19 protein-coding genes are annotated in these 17519 nt (G+C 70.1%); 10 read left to right on the forward strand and 9 right to left on the reverse strand.

The annotated features are described in order from the left end of the window. Positions 1-114: 114 nt before the first annotated feature. The 4 genes from QL987_RS12540 to QL987_RS12555 form a co-directional block, all read right to left on the reverse strand. Positions 115-1308: an ABC transporter substrate-binding protein gene (locus tag QL987_RS12540; protein WP_290157915.1), complete on the reverse strand. Its 1194-nt coding sequence runs from the start codon at positions 1306-1308 to the stop codon at positions 115-117. A 73-nt stretch (positions 1309-1381) separates the two neighbouring features. Next, positions 1382-2251 (reverse strand): ABC transporter permease subunit, encoded by an 870-nt coding sequence (locus QL987_RS12545; protein WP_111074612.1) that lies wholly within the window; start codon positions 2249-2251, stop codon positions 1382-1384. Then, on the reverse strand, positions 2251-3018 hold the full coding sequence (locus QL987_RS12550; protein WP_290157916.1) for an ABC transporter ATP-binding protein: 768 nt from the start codon (positions 3016-3018) through the stop codon (positions 2251-2253). The genes QL987_RS12545 and QL987_RS12550 overlap by 1 nt, the downstream gene beginning before the upstream one ends. Before the next feature lie 25 nt (positions 3019-3043). Continuing rightward, positions 3044-4384: an amidohydrolase family protein gene (locus QL987_RS12555; RefSeq protein ID WP_290157918.1), complete on the reverse strand. Its 1341-nt coding sequence runs from the start codon at positions 4382-4384 to the stop codon at positions 3044-3046. Between the two features lie 153 nt (positions 4385-4537). On the opposite strand from QL987_RS12555, the gene QL987_RS12560 reads away from it, so the two are divergent. Both QL987_RS12560 and QL987_RS12565 read left to right on the forward strand, forming a co-directional pair. Continuing rightward, positions 4538-5170 (forward strand): XRE family transcriptional regulator, encoded by a 633-nt coding sequence (locus QL987_RS12560; protein ID WP_290157920.1) that lies wholly within the window; start codon positions 4538-4540, stop codon positions 5168-5170. Next, positions 5167-6138, forward strand: coding sequence for a PDR/VanB family oxidoreductase (locus QL987_RS12565; protein WP_290157921.1), 972 nt, complete (start codon positions 5167-5169; stop codon positions 6136-6138). Before QL987_RS12560 ends, QL987_RS12565 begins: the two co-directional genes overlap by 4 nt. Before the next feature lie 17 nt (positions 6139-6155). Here QL987_RS12565 and QL987_RS12570 read toward each other — a convergent pair whose 3' ends face one another. Continuing rightward, positions 6156-7553, reverse strand: a complete 1398-nt coding sequence (locus tag QL987_RS12570) for an amidohydrolase family protein (RefSeq protein WP_290157922.1) — start codon at positions 7551-7553, stop codon at positions 6156-6158. Between the two features lie 124 nt (positions 7554-7677). Here QL987_RS12570 and QL987_RS12575 point away from each other — a divergent pair, with 124 nt between their 5' ends. Both QL987_RS12575 and QL987_RS12580 read left to right on the forward strand, forming a co-directional pair. Beyond that, complete coding sequence (locus QL987_RS12575; RefSeq protein ID WP_290157923.1) at positions 7678-8976, forward strand: amidohydrolase family protein; 1299 nt, start codon at positions 7678-7680, stop codon at positions 8974-8976. Positions 8977-9185: 209 nt separating this feature from the next. After that, complete coding sequence (locus QL987_RS12580) at positions 9186-9332, forward strand: hypothetical protein (protein ID WP_290157925.1); 147 nt, start codon at positions 9186-9188, stop codon at positions 9330-9332. A gap of 35 nt (positions 9333-9367) precedes the next feature. Here the strand turns inward: QL987_RS12580 and QL987_RS12585 are convergent, their stop codons facing one another. From QL987_RS12585 to QL987_RS12595, 3 genes are all read right to left on the reverse strand, one after another. After that, positions 9368-9592: a PLDc N-terminal domain-containing protein gene (locus QL987_RS12585; RefSeq protein WP_290157927.1), complete on the reverse strand. Its 225-nt coding sequence runs from the start codon at positions 9590-9592 to the stop codon at positions 9368-9370. Positions 9593-9681: 89 nt separating this feature from the next. Further along, on the reverse strand, positions 9682-10212 hold the full coding sequence (locus QL987_RS12590) for a putative immunity protein (RefSeq protein WP_290157928.1): 531 nt from the start codon (positions 10210-10212) through the stop codon (positions 9682-9684). 96 nt (positions 10213-10308) lie between these two features. Then, complete coding sequence (locus QL987_RS12595; protein ID WP_290157930.1) at positions 10309-10992, reverse strand: hypothetical protein; 684 nt, start codon at positions 10990-10992, stop codon at positions 10309-10311. Between the two features lie 350 nt (positions 10993-11342). On the opposite strand from QL987_RS12595, the gene QL987_RS12600 reads away from it, so the two are divergent. The 3 genes from QL987_RS12600 (at position 11343) to QL987_RS12610 (ending at position 12842) form a co-directional block, all read left to right on the forward strand. Then, positions 11343-11912, forward strand: a complete 570-nt coding sequence (locus QL987_RS12600) for a manganese efflux pump MntP family protein (protein ID WP_221852686.1) — start codon at positions 11343-11345, stop codon at positions 11910-11912. 95 nt (positions 11913-12007) lie between these two features. Then, the gene (locus QL987_RS12605; protein WP_290157932.1) at positions 12008-12448 is read left to right on the forward strand and encodes a hypothetical protein; all 441 of its coding nucleotides are present in this window, start codon (positions 12008-12010) and stop codon (positions 12446-12448) included. Positions 12449-12689: 241 nt separating this feature from the next. Continuing rightward, positions 12690-12842, forward strand: coding sequence for a hypothetical protein (locus tag QL987_RS12610; RefSeq protein WP_181439231.1), 153 nt, complete (start codon positions 12690-12692; stop codon positions 12840-12842). 195 nt (positions 12843-13037) lie between these two features. Here QL987_RS12610 and QL987_RS12615 read toward each other — a convergent pair whose 3' ends face one another. After that, positions 13038-14030: a LacI family DNA-binding transcriptional regulator gene (locus QL987_RS12615; RefSeq protein WP_290157934.1), complete on the reverse strand. Its 993-nt coding sequence runs from the start codon at positions 14028-14030 to the stop codon at positions 13038-13040. A gap of 96 nt (positions 14031-14126) precedes the next feature. Between QL987_RS12615 and QL987_RS12620 the strand changes: the two genes are divergently transcribed. From QL987_RS12620 to QL987_RS12630, 3 genes are read left to right on the forward strand one after another with little or no spacing between them, the layout of a single operon-like run. Next, positions 14127-15380 carry an extracellular solute-binding protein gene (locus QL987_RS12620; protein WP_290157936.1) on the forward strand — a complete coding sequence of 418 codons (1254 nt, stop codon included), beginning with the start codon at positions 14127-14129 and terminating at the stop codon, positions 15378-15380. A gap of 30 nt (positions 15381-15410) precedes the next feature. Then, positions 15411-16574: a sugar ABC transporter permease gene (locus QL987_RS12625; protein ID WP_290157937.1), complete on the forward strand. Its 1164-nt coding sequence runs from the start codon at positions 15411-15413 to the stop codon at positions 16572-16574. After that, complete coding sequence (locus tag QL987_RS12630) at positions 16571-17488, forward strand: carbohydrate ABC transporter permease (RefSeq protein ID WP_290157938.1); 918 nt, start codon at positions 16571-16573, stop codon at positions 17486-17488. Before QL987_RS12625 ends, QL987_RS12630 begins: the two co-directional genes overlap by 4 nt. Positions 17489-17519 lie beyond the last annotated feature (31 nt).

Genomic DNA, 17519 nt, shown 5'->3' on the forward strand with positions numbered 1-17519 from the left:
ATGCGGGCTCCTGACGGGGTGCTGCTGACGGGTGGAACGGCGGACGGGAGGCGCTGGGCGGTCGTGCACCGCGCCTCCCGTCCGGTGGGTGGTCGGCTGGGCCGACCGGCGCGCTCAGAAGCCGAGCGAGACCTTCTTGTCCAGGAACTCGTTCGTGTACAGGTCGGAGGCCTGCAGACCGGACTTCACGTCCCCGCCGTCGCCGGCGAAGACCGGGGTGGCCTTCTCGATGAAGTCGGTGACGCGCTTCTCGTCGAGGTCGCCGACGTAGCCGTTGTCACCGTCGGTCGCGATGCCGAGCGACTTCATCTGCTTCGCGGCGAACGCGCCGACCTTCGAGTCGTAGGTCCAGCCGTTGTTGTACTGCTGCACGAGCTGGGTGATCAGGTCGTTGGTGGCGCCGGGGGAAGTCAGGTAGTCGACGTCCGCCTGCTGCATCACGGGCACGAGCTGCTTCAGGCACGGCGACAGCTTCGACAGCTCACCGGTGCGGACCGACATCGTCTCGGGGTACGGGTTCCAGCCGGTGCTCGAGACGAGCTTGTACGCGACCTTCTTGCCCCACGCGGCGACCTGGTTCTGGTAGATGTACGGCTCGGCGGTGGCGAAGCCCTGCTGCGCGTCCTTGCCGCCCGCGGAGACGAACTTCGCCGGGGTGCCGTCGTAGCTGCCGTCGAGGATGCTCTTCGGCAGGATGCCCGCCGACTCCAGGTACGACATGTACGAGGCGCCGTTGAAGTACCGGACCACGCCTTTCTTCTTCTCGAGCTGCTTGCCGAGGTCCTTGATGCTGTCGACGTCCTTGTACTTCGACGGGTCGTACATGATCACGAACGGGGACTGGTCGTTCTCGGCGAACACCGCGGTGGTGGGCAGCTTGCCGGAGAACTGCACGGCCTCGTCGGTGGAGACGTAGCCGAGGGTGATCGACTTGTCCTGGTACATCTGCGAGCTGACCTTCGAGTAGCCGATGGCCGGGCCGCCCGCACGGATCTCGAGTTTCACCCCGGTCGGCTTGCCGTTCGCGTACAGGTCGCCGGTGACGGTCTTGCCGGAGGCGTCGATCGTCGGGTTCGGGCCGAGCATCTGGTACAGGTGGCCGTGCTCGCCCTCCGGGTTCCAGTCGGTCTGCACGACGACGGTCGCGGGGCAGGTGCCGGACAGGTCGACCTTCGGGCCGGTCGCCGTGGCGGCGCTGGCGGCCGTCGTGCCGCTGCCGCTCGCCGAGCCGCTCGCGCAGCCGGTGAGGGCGAGCGCGGTGACGGTGAGGGCGGCGGTGACAGCGCCGATTCGGGTGGTGGTGCGCATGGAGGCTCCGTTCGTGGTGCGGGTCTCGTGGTGCTGGGGTGGGTGCTGTGGGAAGGGAGGAGCGGGGCGGGCGTCAGCCGAAGTCGTGCCAGCGGCCGACGGCCAGGCGGCCGAGCAGGCCGAAGACCAGGAACACCACGACCCCGTAGAGCGAGGCGATGATGATGGTCGCGTAGAGCTCGGGCCCCATCAGCCGGGACGCCGTCACCTGGATGAGGACGCCGAGGCCGGGGTTGCCGCGTTGGAAGAACTGGTCGCCGACGATCGCGCCGATCACCGACAGACCGGCCGAGGTCCGCAGGCCGACGAAGATCGACGGCAGCGCCGCGGGGACCTGCAGCTTCACCAGTCGGGCGAGGCGGCTGGAGCGCTGCAGCCGGAAGAGCTCGTGCTGCGCCCGGTCGGCGGACTGCAGCCCGAACAGCGTGTTCGACACCATCGGGAACAGGGCGATCATCACCGTGACGATGACCCGGCTGGTGAACTCGTAGCCGAACAGGGCACCGATCAGCGGCACGAGCGCCAGGATCGGCACGCACTGCAGCACCACCGCGTAGGGGTAGAGCGAGTTCTCGAGCCACTTCGCCTGCGCCATCGCCATCGCCCAGAGGACCCCGATGACGATCGCGAACGCCAGCCCGGTCAGCGACACGACGGTGGTCCGTCCGAGTGCCGTCCACAGGTCGTGGCCGAAGGTCGAGGGGGCGCCGTTCATCCCGGTCGGGGCGACGATCGCCGTGAGCACCAGGTGCGGGTACGGCACGAGGAACGCCAGGCTCCGGACGTGGTCGTAGTAGTACGCGGCGGCGTACCAGACGGCGACGAGCACGGCGAGGACGACGACCGGCTGCCACCAGGTGACCGAGCGGCGGGTGCGGGTCGAGGACCGGCGGGCGGCGGTGCGCGCGGTACGGGCCTCGGCGACCTCCTGCAGCGTGACCATCAGCGGTGTCCTTCCCGGAGTGCGTGCGAGACCTCGCCGACCAGTTCGGCGAACTCGGCGGTGAAGCGGATGTCCGGGTCGCGGGGCATCGGGAAGGGCACGTCGAACCGGCCGACGATGCTGCCCGGTCGGCCCGACATGACGATGACCTCGGTGGACAGGTAGACGGCCTCGGACACCGAGTGGGTGATGAACAGGCCGGCGAACTGCTGCTCCACGAACAGCCGCAGCAGTTCGTCGTTGAGGCGTTCGCGGGTGATCTCGTCGAGGGCGCCGAACGGCTCGTCGAACAGGAACAGCTCCGGGTCGAGGGTCAGCGACCGGGCGAGCGAGACGCGCATCCGCATGCCGCCGGACAGCTGCTTCGGCAGGTTCGCCTCGAAGCCGTTCAGGCCGACAAGGTCGATCGCGTGCTTCGCCTTCGCGGCCCGCTCGGCCTTGGGGACGTGCCCGAGTTCGGCGAGCAGTTCGACGTTCCCCTGCACGCTCCGCCACGGCAGGAGCGTGGCGTCCTGGAAGACGTAGCCGATCCGGTCGGCGGCGACCCCGGCGGTGCCGTCGGACGCGGTCTCGAGCCCGGAGGCGATCCGGAGCAGCGTCGACTTGCCGCAGCCGGACGGGCCGACGACCGAGACGAACTGGCCGCGGTCCACGGTGAGGTCGACGCCCTGCAGGGCGACGGTGCCGTTCGGGAACGTCATCTCGACGTTCCGGAAGTCGAGCAGTGTGTCCGTCGCGGTGACGGGGGCTGGTGCGGTGGTGGTCACGGCTACCTCGTGTTCTCGTGCGCGGTCAGGGAACGGGGACGGTTGCGGGCTCGGGCACAGTGACGCGGGCGCGGGCGCGGGCCGGTGCGTCTCGGGCCGGTACGTCTCGGGCCGGTACGTCTCGGGTCGGGGCGGCGACGGTGCGGTGCACCTCGGTGCGGGCGACGAGTCGCCCGCGGGACAGGACGATGCGGTCGGCGGGGGCGTTCGCCACGGCGTCGGTGACGCTGGTCGCAGCGATCGCGAGCAGGTCGGCGCGCGCCCCGACGACGGGACCGGCGGCCGGGAGGCCCATCACGCTCCGGGCGGTGTCGCTCACCATCGCGTACGCCTGGTCCGGCGTCAGGTGACCCGCGGTCACGAGCAGCGACGCGGTCTCGAGGGCGTCGCTCCGGCCGACCGGGTTGAACGGGTCGCGGACGTTGTCCGCGCCGGCCGCCACCCGGACGCCCGCGTCGAGGAGGGCCTGGATCGCGGTGAGGCCCCGCGGGGTCGAGACCGGGTGCTGCCAGCCCTGCAGGTACAGGTTCGTGATCGGCAGGGTGATGACGCCGATGTCCGCCGCGGCGACGTCGGCCACCACCTGGGTCAGGCGCTCCGGGTCCATCGTGCCGAGGCGGACGCAGTGCCCAGCGGAGTACTGGCGGTCGCGCGGCCAGTCGCGGACGGCCCGGGCGTAGTGGTCGAGGGTGACCGGCCCGTCAAGGCTCTCGTCGGCGTGCAGGTCGACCCCGAGGCCGCGGCGCCGGGCGATCGCGAGCAGCCGGTCGACGTCGGCCAGGGGGTCCTCGGCGAGGTGCGGAGCGCCGCCGATCAGGTCCACGCCGAGGTCCAGGACCGCCTCGACGTGCTCGTCGGGAGCGAGGGGGCCGGCGAGGGCGACGAGTTCGATGTCCATCAGGTGGGCCAGCTCGTCCCGGACCTGCACCAGGGCCTGGGCGCCGCGGACGGCCTCGGCGACGGTGCCGGTCCCGCCGTGGCTGAGGATGTCGACGTGGGTGCGGACCGCGGTGGTGCCGGCGGACAGCAGGGCGAGGGCCGCGGTCCGGGCGCGGTCGGCGATCTCGTCGACGGACATCGTCGTGGCGTACGCGGCCCAGGCGGCGATGGCCGAGCCGAGGTCGCCGAGCGGCGGGTCGATCCGGTCGGCGCTGAGGGCCTTGTCGAGGTGGGCGTGGGGTTCGGCCGGGGCGGCGAGGAGCAGGCGGCCGTCGAGCTCGAGGGTGCTCGCGGACGGTGCCCGGAGTGTGCCGGCGGGGGCGACCTCGGTGACGGTGTCGCCGGTGACCGCGACGTCGACCAGACGGCCGTCGGCCAGGAGCGCGGACCGCAGGAGGGTGATCGGGCGGGGCAGCGACGAGTCCATGGGGCCCTCTCGATCGTGTGTGAGAATGTTGATCGCATCAACATCCACGATGCTAGGTGGGCCGTGTTTCCCACCCGTTTCGCTCCGGTTGCCGGCTGTGACGAGATGGACCACACGGAACGCCCGGCCCGTCCGGACCACGATCGGAGCGCGATGCACACCGAACTCCTGCCCGAGCGCGACCTGCCCGTCGCCGACCGGGTCGTCGACGAGCAGGCCCGTCTCGTCGGCGAGCACATCCGGGCGCTGCGCCGTTCGTCGCGTCTGACGCTCGTGCAGCTCGCCGAACGGACCGGGCTGTCGCACCCGTTCCTCAGCCAGGTGGAGCGCGGACACTCGCGGGCGAGCATGGTCTCGCTCGAGAAGATCGCCGCCGCGCTCGACACCACGCAGGTCGCCATCCTCGCCGCCGGGGCCCCGGTCCGCGACGAGCCCGACGACCGGCGCCCCGAGGTGCTCCGTTCCGGCGAGGGTGCCCGCGGGCCGTTCTCCAGCGGCGAGGCCCGGCTGCTCGTGCACGCCGGCCCGCACGCCTTCGAGCCGCTCGAGTGGAAGGGCGACAACACCGAACCGGGGGAGTACTTCGAGCACCGCGAGGACGAGTTCCTCACCGTGCTCGCCGGCGACGTCCTGCTCGACCTCCGCGGCCAGGACGTCGTCCGGCTCGGGCCCGGCGACTCGGCGTACTACCGCGGTGGCACCGGGCACCGCTGGTGCAGTGCCGACGGCAGCGCGTTCCACATGATCGTCGTCAAGGAGACCCCGCGGGCCGGAGCGGCATCATGAGCGGGCCTGGCATCACGAACGGTGCGGAGGCCCGGCACCGGATGCGCATCGTCGACCGACAGCGGGTGGCCGAGGACGTCGTCACGCTCGACCTCGCCCCCGTCGACGGTGTTCCCCTGCCCGACTGGGAGCCCGGGGCCCACGTGGACCTCGAGGTCACGCCCGGCACCGAACGCCAGTACTCGCTCGTCACCACCACCCCGGACGGGCACTGGCGGGTCGCGGTCCTCCGCGAAGCCGGTGGTCGCGGCGGGTCCGTCGCCGTGCACGACACCCTGCGGACCGGCGACGAGGTCCTGGTCGGCGGCCCGCGCAACCACTTCGGCTTCGACCCCGACCGGCCCGCGGTCTTCGTCGCTGGCGGCATCGGGATCACCCCGATCCGCGCGATGATCGCCGCCGCCGAGCAGGCCGGGACGCCGTGGGAGCTGCACTACGCCGGACGCTCCCGCGACCGGATGGCGTTCGCCGACGAGCTCGTGGCCGCGCACCCCGACCGGGTCGTCCTCGCCGCGGCCGACCAGGCACCCCGGTTGAACGTGGTCGGGCTGCTCGCCGAACCACGGGACGCCGTCGTCTACTGCTGCGGTCCGCGGGGTCTCATGGACGCCGTCGAAGCCGCCGCCGCGCACTGGCCGGCCGGCAGCGTCCGCGTCGAGCGCTTCGAACCGGCCGCCGACGTGGACGCCCCGGGGGAGTCCTTCGAGGTCGAGCTCACCCTGACCGGGACGACCGTGACCGTCCCCGCCGACCGGTCCCTACTCGAGGTCGCGGAGGACGCCGGCGCCTTCGTCCTGTCGTCCTGCCGCGAGGGCACCTGCGGCACGTGCGAGACCCCGGTCCTCGAGGGTGCGGTCGACCACCGGGACACCGTGCTCAGCCCCGCCGAGCAGGCCGACGACCGCACCATGATGGTCTGCGTCTCCCGCGCGGCAGCCGGCTGCCCCCGGTTGGTGCTCGAGCTCTGACCTGACGTCGGCCGGGCCTACGGCCGTTCGGTGTCGTCGAGCGGCCCGCCGGTCAGCGCCGACAGGCGCTCGAGCCCAGCCTGCTCGACGAGCTGGCGAGCCAACGGGCGGGCGCGGGCCACAGCCTCCCGGACGTCGACGCGGGTGACCTCGAAGTCGGACAGGCTCAGCTCGCCGTCGACCCAGACGTCCTTCACCTCGCGGCTGCCGGCCACGAACACGACCGCCTGGAACGGGTCGTGGACGTTCGCGAGCGTCGGGCTCTCACCGTCGAACACGACCAGGTCGGCGCGCTTGCCGGGCTCCAGCGAGCCGATCTCCGCCTCCATCCGCAGTGCGCAGGCGCCGCCGATCGTGCCCATCTCGAACGCCTCCCGCGCGCTCATCGCGGTCGCCTGCAGGTCGCGGATGCGGGCCAGGATCGCCGCGGTCTTCATCGCCTGCAAGAAGTCCTGCGAGTCGTTCGACGCCGGGCCGTCCACCCCGATGCCGACCGGGATCCCGAGGGCCCGGAGCTCCGCGACGGGCGCGATGCCGCTCGCCAGGATGCCGTTCGCCACCGGGTTGTGCGCGACGCCGACGCCGTTCGCCGCGTAGGTCTCGCGGTCGTGACGGTCCATCCAGACGCTGTGCGCGGCGATCACCGGCACGCGGAACATGCCCGTCGCCTCGGCGTGCCCGACCACGGTCCTGCCGGTGCGCTGGCGTGCGGCAGTGACCTCCTCGCGGACCTCGTGCACGTGCACGTGGATGCCGTGGCCGCCGTCGACCGCGTAGTCGATGTGCTCCTGCCACGCGGCGTCCGAGTAGCGGCCGATCGAGGACATCCCGACCCGGAACGTGCTGTACCGGCTGGCGTCGGCGGCCTCGCGCAGGGCGTCGAACTCCTCCAGGATCGGCGCCGGACCGAACCCGCGGTCGACGTCCCCGGAGCCGAACGACACGACGCCGCGGAGCCCGAGCTCCTCGAGCGCCTGGACGACACCCGGCGTCGCAGGCTCGTCGGCGATCGGGTCCGAGCAGAACATGTCGTTCGCCGTCGTCACCCCGCTCCGGAGCATCTGGATGCCCTGCAGCATCGTGCCCGCGTACGCCTTGTCCCGCGTCATCACCGGGTTGACGTGCGAGATCAGGGCGTTCAGCCACTCCCACAGCGTGTACTGCGAGCCGATGCCCGTGATGAGGCCCTCGCTGAAGTGCCCGTGCGTGTTCACGAAGCCCGGGGTGACGATGTCGTTCGCCCCGCCGCGGACCGTGGCGTCGGGATGCGCTGCCGACAGCTCGGCGAACGTGCCGACCGCGGCGACCCGGTCCCCGTCGAGCAGCACCGCGCCGTCCCGGATCGCGGACGGGGTGGTGGAAGCGTCGGGGGCGGCGGTCAGTACCCACCCGCCGCGGATCAGGGTCTGGGTCATGTCCGGGACCCTAGGGACCCCGTGTTTCGCGGGTGTTCCCGGCCGGTTTCCCGCGAACGCGGGGCATCCCTTCCGGAACGTCCGGCGTCACGCGCCCGAAACAGCGCCCTGCTAAAAACTCCCCATGCTGACCGTCACCGGTGCCCTCCGCGTCCTCGTCGACCCCCGCACCGAACGCGACGGCGACGTGGTCGTCGACGACGGCAGCAGTGTCGCGTCCACCCTCGACGCCTCGGGCTGTGTCGTCACCGCCGGACTCGTCAACGCCCACCACCACCTGCTGCAGACGGCGTTCCGCACGCTCCCGGGCACGCGCGGGGTGCCGATGGCGGACTGGCTCCCCACGATGGCGCAGGCCTACGGAGCAGCGGGGCACGACCCCGAGTTGTACTGGGCGGCGGCTGCCGTCGGAGCCGCGGAGGGCCTCCTGTCCGGCGTCACGACCATCGCCGATCACCACCTGAACTGGCCGACCGTGGCGAACCCCGACGAGACCGTCGCGCTCGCCGCAGCCACCGTCGACGCTGTCCGCGGGCTCGGCGGCCGGCTCGTCTTCGTCCGGGGGAGCGCGCGCGACGACCCGTCGCACGCAGCGGCATCGGCCGACGCGATCGTCCGGGCGCTACTGCACGCGGACGCGGTCAGCGGCACCGATCCGGACGGCCGGCTGCAGATCGCCGTCGGGCCCGCGGGCGTGCACTCCGACGGTGAGGCGACGTTCCGGGCGCTCGGTGAGGTCGCCGCGGAGCACGGCCTCCGTCGGCGGACCCAGGCGAACGAGCAGGTCGACACCGCCATCGCGCTGGAGCGGTACGGGCGTCGGCCGCTCGACCTGCTCGAGGAGTGGGGCTGGCTCGCCTCGGACGTGACCGTCGCGCACCTCTGCGACGTGACCGACGACGAGATCGCGCGTCTCGCCGCCGCCGGGGTCACTGCGACGCACGCGCCGGGCTGCGACGTGCCGATGGGGTGGGGGATCGCGCCCGTCGCGCGTCTCGCCGCCGCGGGCGTACCGGTCGGGCTCGGCACCAGCGGGGGCGGCAGCAACGACGCCGGACACCTGCTCGCCGACGCGCGGCTCGCGATGCAGGTCTCTGCGTTGGTCGGACCGCAGCTACCGGCACGTCAGGTGCTCGGCATGGCGACCGAGGGGTCCGCGATCGGGCTCGGGCGGCCGGAACTCGGCCACCTCGGGGCCGGTTCGGCGGGCGACCTCTGCGTCTGGGACGTGTCCGGTGTCGCGGACGCCGGAGTCGCGGACCCGGTCGCCGGACTGCTCTGGGCGTCGCCGGGGCGGCGGCCGAAGCACGTCGTCGTCGGTGGGCGCGTGGTGGTTCGGGACGGGAGGCTGGTCACGGCTGACGAGGGCGAGCTGGCGGCCCGGCTGCGGGAGCGGCTGGTGCGGGGGCGCGCGCGTCCGTGAGGCGCCCTGTCTCCCTGAGGCGCCGCGTTCACCGTGAGACGCCCCCGTCTTCGTGAGACGCCGCCCTTGTGCTGAGACGCCGCCCTTGTGCTGAGACGCCGCCGGGTTCCGCGGTGTCTCGGGATCGGGAGGGCGTCGACCACTGACGGGCGTGTCTCGACGCGGACCCGGCGGCCGGGGTACGGTTCGCAGAACGAGGGAGGACCGTCATGCGGATCCTGGGGAACGTGGTTCGCGGGTTGCTCTTCGCGATCGAGTCGGTGGCGAAGACGATCGGCGCGATGTCCGGAGCGCACACGCACGACCTGGACGGTCAGCGGAAGCTCTACGAACAGCGGGCCGACTACCGTCCCTGAGGAGCGGTCAGTGTGCGAAGTTCAGCGCCCGCAGTTCAGCGCGCGCGGTTGAGCCGGTCGGCGAGACGTCCGAGCGCCCAGTTCAGCAGGAAGCCCAGCGCGCCGAGGACCGGCAGCGCGATGACGACGACGGTCCAGACGACCTTCGCCAGCTGCGAGCGGGTCCGGTCGCGCCAGAGCACCACCAGTGCGCCGACCTCGATCAGAGCGATCACGAGCAGAACGGCGATGTGCCCTCCGCCGAGAGTGTCCTGGAACACGTCCCCACCTTCCCTGGAGCACGCGGTCGCACCCCTTCGCGGAGTGTAGCGGTGTCGTTCCGGTGGGTCGCGCCTCCCGGCACCAGCGGTCAGGGTGCCTCGACGACCGAGGCCTGGAGTGCACGGATGGTGACCGCGAGCCCGCCGGACGCGAGCAAGCCGGACCCGAGTGGCCCGGACGAGTCTGTCTCGAGCACGGGGAGGCGGCGCAGTGCGCGTCGGACCTCGGCGCTCATGTGCCCGATCTGCCAGCGTAGTTCGTCCGCATCCGATCCGGAGTCCCCGAGACCGGCTGCACGCACCGCGTAGGCGGCGGCCCCGAGTGCGTGCGCGCCCATGTGGGCGACACCGGAGGCCTGACCGGCGGCGAAGGCGGCCGCTCGTGCTGCCGGATCACGCACGGCGGAGGCAGCGCGACCGGTCTCGAAGCGCCGGCGGATCATCTCCGCCGCGTCGATCTCCCCGCGGGCGAAGGCCCGCGTCCGCACGATGCCGTCACGGGGACGGGTGTCGTCGGGGGCATGGCGCTCGAACAGCGGCAGGACCCGCTCGGCGCAATCCGCGGCCCACGCGGCCAGCAGGCGACGATCGTCCAGGTCGAGTGTCTGCGGAGAGGCCATGCATGCACCATCGCACGTCGGCTGCTCTGGGAGAACGCGAGAACGCCGCCCCGGTTGTGCCGGGGCGGCGTTCTCGTGGTGCGTCAGGTCAGGTGGTTACTTGATCTGGGCGGTGATGGTGGCGGTGCCGACGAGCAGGCCGCCCTTGACGGCGTCGGTCTTGAAGGTGCTGTTGAGCAGCTTCGCGGCGTCGTCGGAGATGTGGACGGTGGTGCCGGTGAGGATCGCGTTGTCGCCCTCGAGCTGGAGCGGCTTCAGCGTCCCGCCGTGGAGGGAGAAGAGGTAGGCGTTGGCGACGGCGACCTTGCCGTTGACGAGGACGTCACCGGAGAGCTTCGAGGAGCCGGGGTTCACGACGAAGTTCTCGAGCGTGACGGTGGTGTCGCCGGCCTTGAGGGTCAGGCCGGAGTCGTCGTGGTTCAGCAGGCCCTGCACGTAGGGGCGGTACTTGCCGTCCGGGCTCCAGTAGGTGACCGAGCCGGAGGTGATCGGGAACGACACGGCGCCGTCGGCGAGCTTGGCGTTGCCGGAGACGCCCGGGGTCAGCTTCAGCGAGGTGAGGGCGTCGGTGAAGCCCTTGTCGAGGGCGACGGAGGTGTTGCCGCCGAGGACGTCGGGGACCGAGGCGACCGGTGCGGGGATCTTCGACGCGGAGCTGGAGGAGACGGTGTGCACGGTCGGGGTGGCGGCGTTGGCGGCGGTGATGCCGAAGCCGGCACCGCCCAGGACGATCGCGCCGGCGGTGGCGAGGGTGATCGTGTTCTTCAGGGACTTGCGCATGTCTTCATTCCTTTGCTTGAACGCGCTCGGCGCGGTTGGTGACAGCGCGCCGAACACACCCCGGCGGTGGGGGTGGAGAACCAGCGGTGAGCTGCTGGTGAGCGCTTGCGGGTGTTTCCCGGCTTGTGACAGTGATTCGGGGCCGGTCGCGAACCGGTTTGGGTGGGTTTGTCCTCGTTACCGTTCTGTGACACACCGGGTTCTCGGGGCGGGCCGTCGAACGCTCGAATTCGTCGTCCCGAATCCCTCTGATCAGGTCTTTTTCGCTCCGGACGGCGTTCCCGACATGGCAGGATCGACGAGTTCCGAGACGACGGTGTCTCCGCTGTCATCTCGAAAGGCGCCACCCCATGTCGTTCTGGGCCCTCTTCCTCATCGCGCTCGGCGTCTCCGCCGACGCCTTCGCCGTCGCGCTCGGCAAGGGCCTGCACATGAAGCGGTTCAACGTCCGGCAGGCCGTGGTGATCTCCGTCGTCTTCGGTCTGTTCCAAGCGCTGATGCCGTTGCTCGGCTGGCTGCTCGGCACGACGTTCGCCCGGTCGATCGCCGCCTACGACCACTGGGTGGCGTTCGGGCTGCTCGCGCTCGTGGGCGGCAAGATGCTCTGGGAGGCGTTCCGCGGGCACGAGGACACCGACGAGGACACCGACCGGCTGCGCATCCGTGAACTGCTGGTGCTGGCCATCGCGACGAGCATCGACGCCCTCGCGGTCGGCGTCACGTTGGCGTTCCTGCCGGTGTCGATCGGCTGGGCGGTCCTGCTCATCGGCATCACGACCGCCGTCCTGAGCTTCGTCGGCGTCGCCGTCGGCCGCCGGGTCGGTGCCCGCTTCGGCAAGCCGGCCGAGATCGCGGGCGGTGTGGTGCTCATCCTCATCGGCGTGCAGGTCGTCCTCGAGCACACCGGTGTCCTCGGCTGAGGTCATCGGTCATCGGTCATCGGTCCTCGGACGGCTCGGCCGGGCGATCCACTCGCGATCGAACTGGCTCTGCCTGTCCATGCGAGGATCAGGCCGTGACTCGTGGGGACACCGACGGAAGCGGACGCACCGGGGCGGGACCGTGGCCGCATGTGCTGCTGGCAGCTGCAGTCGGCGCCGTCGCAGCCCAGTTCACCCACGGCGGTGCCGTCGCCGTTCTGCTGACGGGCTTGCCGGGCTTGGTGGTGCTCGTGGTGGTCACGGTGGTGACCGGAGGCGCCCTCGCTGTGTGCGCGGTCCTCGGTACGGGTGCGCGGAAGTTCGCTTGGCTCGGGACCACGGCGCTTCTCGTGGTCCCCGCGGTACTCGTCGTCGACGCCGTCCTCTTCATGCGAGCCGGACCGAGCGATTCCCCCGACGGCGGCTTGTCACCGTCGCCGCTGCTGTGGGTGATCGGCGCGGTGCTGGCGGCCGTGCCTGCTCTGCTGGTGCATGTGTCCCGTACTGGCAGGGCCCCTGACGTTCGGGACGATTGACACCGGAAGATCGACGCGCTCGATCGCCACCGTTGCGGCGAGACATGCAGACAAAGCAGACAGGCAGACAGCCCACTCGATCGGGAAAGGGCTGGCCCTGAGCTCAGCAGGCTGCGATCCTGACGGGGTGCCCTCGCCTCAGGAGAAGTCGCCGTGCATCGGAGCGGTCCGAGCTCGAGCGACAGCACTCTGGTGGCGACTCAACGATGCTGCGGCGACGCTGTACGTCGGAGCAGCGTCCTTGATCGGATTCGAGGCCCTGGCGCTCGTGCTCGGTTTCACGACTGCCTGGCCGATCTTCATCCCCGCCGCTGTCGGCCTCCTCGGCGTGATCTACGTCTGCCGACGCTGGCTCAAGGTCGCGCTCCGAGGCCTGCACCGTCAGCGTCGTTGACACCCGGCTCTGGTTCCGAGGAGTCGATCGGCGCACGGGCAGTCGCCAGCGGAACTCCTGTCGCCGGCCTGGTTCGCCTTTGCGGGAAGAACGATCGATGCCAGACCGTACGGGGCGAGGGGCGAGGGGCGAGGTGCGAGGTGTCGAGCAACGCACTGACCGAACGTCAGGCGTCGCAACGAGTATCCACAGCAACTACCGCCAGACCACAGATGGTTCGAGCAGGTGGTGGCCGGCTGGGGCTGGCAGGACGGCATGCCCAGTGGAACCGAGGAGGACGTCCACGACAGCGCGAGCGGCTTCGCCGAGGGGCTGCGCGACGCTGGGCATCCCGAGGGCGCCGGCGACGGGGGTGTCGTCGTAACCGACGACGGGAACCGCGGCTGGGAGAGCCATACGGGCACCGAGAGCGAGCGTGTCGCTGGCGCAGACGACCGCCTCGAAGTCGACACCGGCAGAGAGTGCCGTGCGGACGGCCGCGGCCGCTGCGTCGACATCGTCTTCGACCGCGAGTTCGAGGCCGTCGCGGGGTGTGCCGGCTGCGTCCATCGCTTCGACCCACCCTTGACGGCGTTCGTCGTCTTGCCCGAACCGGGTCGGCCACCCGAGGTAGCCGATTCGTTGGGTTCCGGCCGCGAGGAAGTGCTGCGTCGCGCCGCGGACACCAGCGCGACCGTCGATGTCGACCCAGGGGTAGGAATCCCACACATCCAGCGGGACGCCCCAGGGGCGCCCGAAGGAAACGAACGGCACGTCGTGGTCGTGCAGCCACGAAAGTCGGGGGTCGTTCTCGGCAGTCGCGGTGATCACGAATCCGTCCGCGTCCGCGCCTTCGATCAGAGCTTCGATCTGTGCGATCTCGTCTTCCGGGGAGTCTGCCGTGAAGAGCAGGACTCGGAATCCGCGAGCGTCTGCGGCTTCCACGAGCGCGTGGAGGAACCGGTCGAGGACGACGCCGGAGATCCCGTTCTGTTCGTGGTCGAGGCGGATCCCGAGGGTGGAGCTGCGCTGTGTGCGGAGCCGACGGGCGGCAGCGTTCGGCCGGTAGCCGAGCTCAGCGATGGCGCGCTCGACGCGCTCCCTGGTGGCCGGTCGGACGATGTCCGGGCTGTTCAGCACGTTGGAGACCGTCTGACGTGACACCTGGGCAACGGTGGCGACGTCGACGACGGTGGGGGTGCGCTGCATGGCTTCACCGTAGTGCCGATTTCGTGTATGTTGTGGCCACTTGATCGTTCCAATTGAACGATCAAGTTCCCAACACTGCTCGAAGAGGAGTACCCGATGCAACGACGCATGCCCCGCATGCTGGCCGTGGGCGCGATCGCGCTGACCGCCGCCCTGTCCCTCACAGCCTGCGGAGGATCCGGGTTCTCCCAGCCCAGCTCCAGCGACGGCAAGCTGACCTCGAGCAGCAGCAAGCTCGATGTCTTGATCGCCTCCTCCGGCGACGCGGAGGCATCCGCGGTCAAGCAAGCTGTTTCGAGCTGGTCGAAGAAGTCCGGGACAGGCGCAAGCGTGCAGGTCGCCAGTGACCTCGACCAGCAGATGAGCCAGGGCTTCGCGTCGGGCAAGCCGGCTGACGTCTTCTACGCCTCGTCCGCGCAGATGACCGGCTGGGCGAAGAACGGCTCCCTATTGCCCTACGGCGACCAGCTGAGCAACAAGGGGGACTTCTACCCGACGCTGAAGCAGTCGTTCACCTACGACGGCAAGTTCTACTGCGCGCCCAAGGACTTCTCCACCCTCGCGCTGTTCATCAACACTGCCGACTGGAAGGCGGCGGGCCTGACCGACAGCGACGTCCCGAAGACGTGGGACGAGCTGTCGTCCGTAGCGAAGAAGCTCACTCAGGATGGCCACGTGGGCCTGGCGATGAGCCCGCAGTACGAGCGCATCGGCGCGTTCATGGCGCAGGCCGGCGGCGAGCTGACCAACACCGACCAGACGAAGGCGACTGTTGACTCCGATGCGAACGCGAAGGCGTTCGACTACGTCAAGGGTCTGCTGCAGGACGGTTCGACGAAGTTCTCCAGTGACCTCGGCGAGGGCTGGGGCGGCGACGCGTTCGGCAAGGGCAAGTCGGCGATGACCATCGAGGGCAACTGGCTCACCGGTGCGATGAAGTCCAGCTACCCGAACGTCGACTACAAGGTCGTCGAGCTGCCCGAAGGCCCCTCTGGCGCCGGCACGCTGCAGTTCACGAACTGCTGGGGCATCGCGAAGGCGTCCAAGAACCAGGCCGCCGCGCTGAAGCTCGTCGAGCAGCTCACCTCCGCTGACCAGCAACTGAGCTTCGCGAAGGAGTTCGGTGTCATGCCGAGCGTCCAGTCCGCGGCCAGCAAGTGGAAGCAGGAGTACCCGCAGTACGCCGCGTTCCTCAACGAGGTCGACTCAGCCAAGGGTGTGCCGAACAAGCCGGGCACCGCTGACGTGATCACCGACTTCGACTCGAAGATCCCGGCGCTGGCGTCCACGGACGTGCAGACCCTGCTCGAGGGGGCGCAGAAGAACCTGGCCGCCGCCCTGAAGCAGTAACTCACCCGAGCAGCAACGGAAGGCTCACCCATGAGCGCAAGCACCACGGCACCCGCCAGCCCGCGACGGCCACCAACCGGGCCGGACGGGCCGAAGCGTCGCCGCGGCGGGGCAGGACGAGCAGAAGCCATCGCCGGATGGGTCTTCACCGCACCCACCCTCGTGATCCTCGGCGTCTTCCTCGCCGTGCCCGTGCTGATGGCGCTCTGGGTGAGCCTGTCCGACTGGCAAGGAGTCGGCAGCCCGTTCGGGGCCGGCGTCTCGTTCGTCGGTGGGAAGAACTACGAGCAGCTCCTGTCCGGCGGCTCGCTGATCGAGCAGCAGTTCGGTACGTCGCTGCGCAACAACCTCTGGTACGTCGTCTTCGTCGTCCCGATCCAGACCGCCGTCGCCTTGGGCCTGGCGCTCCTGGTGAACCGACAGGTCATCCGCGGCCGTGGCTTCTTCCGCACCGCGTTCTACTTCCCGTCCGTCACCTCGTCGGTGGCGATCACCGTGCTGTGGCTCTTCTTGTTCTCCTCAACCGGAGCGGTGAACAAGATCCTCGCCCTGGTCGGCATCGCCGGCCCGAACTGGTTCAACGAGCCCACCGGCCTGTTCACGGCGATCGCGCACGGACTCGGCATCCAGCAGGGCCCGGCCATGCTGACCGACCACACCATGCTCGGCATCTCCTACTGGGAGTGGCTCTCCGGCCCGTCGGTGGCGATGTGTGCATACATCATCATGGCGATCTTCACCACGTCCGGAACGTTCATGCTGCTGTTCATCGCCGCGCTGCAGAACCTCTCTGGCGACATCGACGAAGCTGCGATGCTCGACGGTGCCGGGTCCTGGAGCCGTTTCTGGCTCGTCACCCTCCCGCAGCTGCGAACGACGCTCTTCACCGTCCTCACGCTCGGCCTCATCGGCACGTGGCAGGTGTTCGACCAGATCTACACCGGTACCAAGGGTGCGCCGGCGAACACCACCCTGACCCCCGCCTACCTGTCCTACCAAGCGTCGTTCAACGACCAGCAGTGGGGTGTGGGCGCGTCGATCGCGTTCATCCTGTTCGGGATCATCGTCGTCCTCACCCTCCTGCAACGACTGATCCTGCGCGACCGGAAGGTCTCCCGCCGCCGCATGCGGTGGATCGAGGACGTCCGTCCCGGCGCGGCCGGCGCGGCCGGCACGAAGGAGCAGCATCGATGACCGCCAGCACCCCCGCGGCCGCCGCGCAAACGGACGTCGCCATCAACCCGCGAGGCACGTCGAGACCGAAGCGTCGCCGGAAGCTGCCGCCGTCGGCGGTCCTCGGCAAGGTCGCCCTCTACGTCGTCCTGACCGTCATCGCGCTGGTCTACCTGCTGCCGTTCTTCGTCGACATCGTCAACTCCTTCAAGACCGACGAAGACGCATCCCTCAACCCGCTCTCGCTGCCAGCGACCTGGACCACGGCTGCGTTCACGACCCTGTTCGACAACTCGGACTTCCCGACCTGGCTGAAGAACTCCTTCATCGTTGCGTTCTTCGTCACCCTCGGCCGGATCTTCTTCGACTCCCTCGCCGGCTACGCGCTCGCCCGCCTCCGGTTCCGCGGTCGCGGCGTCGTCTTCGGCGCCGTCGTCGCGGTCATGGCAGTCCCGAGCGTCGTACTGCTCATCCCGAAGTTCCTCGTCATCAACCAGCTCGGCATCTACGACTCCTACGCCGGCATGATCATCCCCCTGCTCGTCGACGCTGCAGGCGTGTTCATCATGAAGAACTTCTTCGAGTCCATCCCCGTCAGCGTCGAGGAACAAGCCCGCATCGACGGTGCCGGCACCTTCCGCACCTTCTGGTCCATCGTGCTGCCGATGGCCCGCCCCGCCGTCGTGACCATCACGATCCTGTCCTTCCAGGGCTCGTGGAACGAGCTGTCGCAGTTCATCGTCTCGAGCTCCTCACCAGAACTGACGACCCTCACCAAGGGCGTCGCGGGCCTCGCTTCTGGGCAACTCAGTGCCGGGAACCAGTTCCCCATCAAGCTCGCCGCCGCCTTCGTGATGACGATCCCCGTCGCGATCGCGTTCTTCGTCTTCCAGCGCCGGATCATGAACTCCAGCGACGGAGCCGTGAAGGAGTGACCCTCCACCACCGGCACCACTGACCACCCAC

The sequence above is a fragment of the Curtobacterium sp. APC 4022 genome, from assembly GCF_030407555.1.
GTDB lineage: Bacteria > Actinomycetota > Actinomycetes > Actinomycetales > Microbacteriaceae > Curtobacterium.